The organism is Arenibacterium sp. CAU 1754, assembly GCF_054482635.1.
The window spans coordinates 1-3815 of the sequence record NZ_JBTLRG010000008.1 but is presented as its reverse complement, the minus strand read 5'-3'; the positions used below and the strand labels follow the sequence as shown (position 1 = coordinate 3815).

At 65.6% G+C, this 3815-nt stretch carries 3 protein-coding genes; all 3 read right to left on the bottom strand.

Annotated elements, in window-relative coordinates:
• The coding region (locus tag ACXYMO_RS18685; protein WP_458880269.1) for an FAD binding domain-containing protein at positions 1-782 on the bottom strand (782 nt) is incomplete at its 3' end.
• Positions 783-886: 104 nt separating this feature from the next.
• Complete coding sequence (locus ACXYMO_RS18680) at positions 887-3250, bottom strand: xanthine dehydrogenase family protein molybdopterin-binding subunit (protein WP_458880268.1); 2364 nt, start codon at positions 3248-3250, stop codon at positions 887-889.
• Positions 3251-3319: 69 nt separating this feature from the next.
• Entirely contained in the window at positions 3320-3805 is a 486-nt protein-coding gene (locus ACXYMO_RS18675) for a (2Fe-2S)-binding protein (RefSeq protein WP_458880270.1), read from the bottom strand.
• Between the last annotated feature and the right edge of the window lie 10 nt (positions 3806-3815).

Below are 3815 nucleotides of genomic sequence, written 5' to 3'. Positions count from 1 at the left end.
GCCGCGGCCACGGCGCGTTTTGTCATGACGTTGCAGATGTGCGCGCGGTAGTCTGCGGTACCGTGGAGGTCTGCGATCATGCCGTTTGCGGGCAGGGTGAGGCCGGTGAGCGCGTCGGGGGAGAAGTTGGCGCTGAGGGCGGCTTCGGCTTCGCTCCAGCGGAACACGCCCTCTTCGGAGGCGCCGGTGATGGCGACGCGGACGCCGTCGGCGTATTGCGCGACGAACACCCCGACCAGCGCAAAGCGCGAGGCGGGTTGCACGAACTTCTGATAGTTGGCCTTTTGCGGGATCGGCAGGCGCACCTGGGTGATGATCTCGCCCTCGTCCAGCGCGGTGGTGAACATGCCCTGGAAATAGTCATCCGCCGCGATTTCGCGCGCGTTGGTGACGATGGTCGCGCCGCTGGCCAGCGCCGCCGCCGGATAGCAGGCCGAGGGGTCATTGTTGGCCAGGCTGCCGCCGATGGTGCCGCGGTTGCGCACCGCCGGGTCGCCGATGTGGCTGGCGAGATCCGCCAGCGCCGGGTACTGCGCCGCGGCCTCGGCCGCCACCGTGGCATGGGTGGTGCCGCCGCCGATGACCAGCGCGCCGCCCTCGGCCGTGACGCCCTTCATCTCGGCAATGCCGGTCAGGCTGACCAGCTTTTCGGGGCTGGCAAGGCGCTGTTTCATGGTCGGGATCAGGGTCTGACCGCCGCCCAGGGCCTGGGCATCCTCGCTGGCCAGCGCGGCAACCGCCTCTGCCACCGACCCGGGCTTTTCAAACTCGAAGTTGTACATCTCGTTTCTTCCTTCCTGATGACGCGCCGGACTGTGCCGGGGTCATCCTTGTCCAAAAACTCAAAACCCGGCGGGGGACGGTCCCGGCCCCCGCCGGCATTGGGTTACCCGTTCATCGCCGCCCAGACGCGGGCCGGGCTCAGCGGCATGTCGATATGGGTCACGTTCTTGCCGGCCGATTGCAGCGCGTCCACCACGGCGTTGACCACCGAGGGGGGCGAGCCGATCGCGCCGGCCTCGCCACAGCCCTTCACCCCCAGCGGGTTGTGCGTGCAGGGCGTGACACAGGAGTGATCGACCGCATAGAACGGCAGGTCATCGGCCCGCGGCATGGCGTAATCCATGTAGGAGGCGCTGAGCAGTTGGCCGTTGTCGTCGTAAACCGCCCCTTCCAGCAGCGCCTGGCCGATGCCCTGGGCCAGACCGCCATGGACCTGGCCGGACACGATCATCGGGTTGACGATGTTGCCAAAGTCATCCGCCGCCGTCATCCGCTCGATCGTCACCTTGCCGGTGTCGGGGTCGACCTCGACCTCGCAGGCATAGGCGCCCGAGGGATAGGTGAAGTTGGACGGATCGTAGAACGCCGTTTCCTCGAGACCCGGTTCGATATCTTCCAGCGGATAGTTATGCGGCACATAGGCCGCCAGCGTGACATCGCCCCAGGCCACCGATTTGTCGGTGCCCGCAACGCTGAACATGCCGTCCTTCAGCTCGATATCACTGTCCGAGGCTTCCATCAGGTGGGCCGCGATCTTCTTGGCCTTGTTGATGATCTTCTCGGTCGCGCGCACCATGGCCGAGCCACCCACCGCCAGCGAGCGCGAGCCATAGGTGCCCATGCCCATCGGCGTGTTGGCGGTGTCGCCATGCACGATCTCGACCATGCTTTCGTCGATCCCGATCATCTCGGCGATCACCTGCGGAAAGGCCGTCTCGTGACCCTGCCCGTGGGAGTGCGAGCCGGTCATCACCACCAGGCCGCCGGTGGCGTTCACCCGTACCGTGGCGCTTTCATAAAGACCGGCGCGCGCGCCGAGCTGACCCACAAGGTTGCTGGGCGCGATGCCGCAGGCCTCGATATAGCAGTTCACACCCAGACCGCGCAGCTTGCCGCGGGCCTCGGACGCCTTGCGCCGCTCGGCAAAGCCGGCAAAATCGCCGATCTCGATCAGCTTGTCCATCGTGGCGTGGTAATCGCCGGTGTCGTATTCCACCGCCACCGGGGTGGCATAGGGGAAATCGGTGATGAAGTTCTGACGGCGCAGCGCGATCGGGTCGACGCCCAGTTCGCGCGCCGCCTTGTCGATCACCCGCTCCAGCTGGAAGGTCGCCTCGGGGCGGCCCGCGCCGCGATAGGCATCCACCGGCACCGTGTTGGTGAACACCGCCTTGACGTTCACATAGATCAGCGGCGTCTTGTAGTTGCCCGCCATCAGCGTCCCGTGCAGCCAGGTCGGAACCGAGGGCGCAAAGGTCGACAGGTACGCGCCCATGTTGGCGTGCGTATCGGTGCGCAGCGCGACAAAGTTGTTGTCCGCGTCCAGCGCCAGTTCGATCTTGGTGACGTGATCGCGCCCATGCGCGTCCGAGATGAACGCCTCGCTGCGCGAGCAGGTCCATTTGACCGGACGGTTCACCGCCTTGGCCGCAAAGGTACAGAAGGCCTCCTCGGCATAGTGGAAGATCTTGGTGCCAAAACCGCCGCCCACATCCGGGGCCACCACGCGCAGCTTGTGCTCGGGGATGCCCAGCACGAAGGCGCCCATCAACAGACGGATCACATGCGGGTTCTGGGAGGTGGTATAAAGCGTGTGATCGCCCGTGGCGCGGTTGAAGTCGCCCACCGCAACGCGCGGCTCCATCGGGTTGGCCACCATGCGCTGGTTCACCAGCTCAAGCGTGGTCACATGCGCGGCGTTCCTGATCGCCTCGTCGACCGCGTCCTTGTTCTCTTCGACAAAGCCCCAGTCGTAACACAGGTTCGACGTCAGATCGTCATGCACCTTGGTTGCGCCCTCGGCCAGCGCCGCCTTCATGTCGACAACCGCCGGCAGCTCCTCCATGTCGACCTCGATCGCCTCGGCCGCATCGCGCGCCTGCTCCGGCGTCTCGGCCACAACGGCCGCGATCGGGTCGCCCACGTGGCGCACCTTGCCCTGGGCCAGAACCGGATGACCCGGCTCCTGCATCGGCTCGCCGAACCGGTCGGTCACCTGCCAGCCGCAGGGCAGACCGCCCACGCCTTCGAAATCGGCCCCGGTAAAGATGCGCACCACCCCCGGCATCGCCGCGGCCGCGGCCGTGTCGATCCCGTTGATGCGCCCATGCGCCACGTCCGAGCGCAGGAAATGCACATAGGCCTGGTTCGCAATGTTGATGTCATCGGTGTAATTGCCGGTCCCCGACAGGAACCGGACGTCTTCGCGCCGCTTCGGGCTGGCGCCAATGCCGCTATCTTTTGGCATGTCTTAAATCCTCCTCAATGCATGTGCGCTGATCGCGCAGATCACAAGGGCGCTGAGCGCGCCCCCGCGTTACTCCGCGGCAATCGCGCTGACGTCCTGACCGGACGCCGCCATGATCGCTTTGACGATGTTGTGATACCCGGTGCAGCGGCAGATATTGCCCTCCAGATACTCCCGGATCTCGCCCTCGCTCGGCTTCGGGTTCTCCTGCAAAAGCGCCGCCGCGGACATCACCATGCCCGGCGTGCAAAACCCGCACTGCAACCCGTGATGATCCTGAAACGCCTGCTGAACCGCATTCAGCGTCCCGTCCGCAGCCGCCTGACCCTCGATCGTCGAAACCTGCGACCCGTCCGCCTCGGCCGCAAGCATCGTGCACGACTTCACAGCCTTGCCATCCACATGCACAACACAGGCCCCGCACTGGCTCGTGTCACAGCCAACATGCGTCCCCGTCAAACCCTGCTGAGTGCGCAAAAACTCAACCAGCAACGTGCGACCCTCAACGTCGCCGCTCAGCGCACGACCATTAACCGTCATCTCAACTCGCGCCATCTCGTCCTCC

What these genes read in the sequence shown, in the direction of transcription:
- ACXYMO_RS18680 (WP_458880268.1), bottom strand. Translation starts at nt 3,250, where the DNA reads ATGCCAAAAGATAGCGGCATTGGCGCCAGCCCGAAGCGGCGCGAAGAC.
- ACXYMO_RS18675 (WP_458880270.1), bottom strand. Translation starts at nt 3,805, where the DNA reads ATGGCGCGAGTTGAGATGACGGTTAATGGTCGTGCGCTGAGCGGCGAC.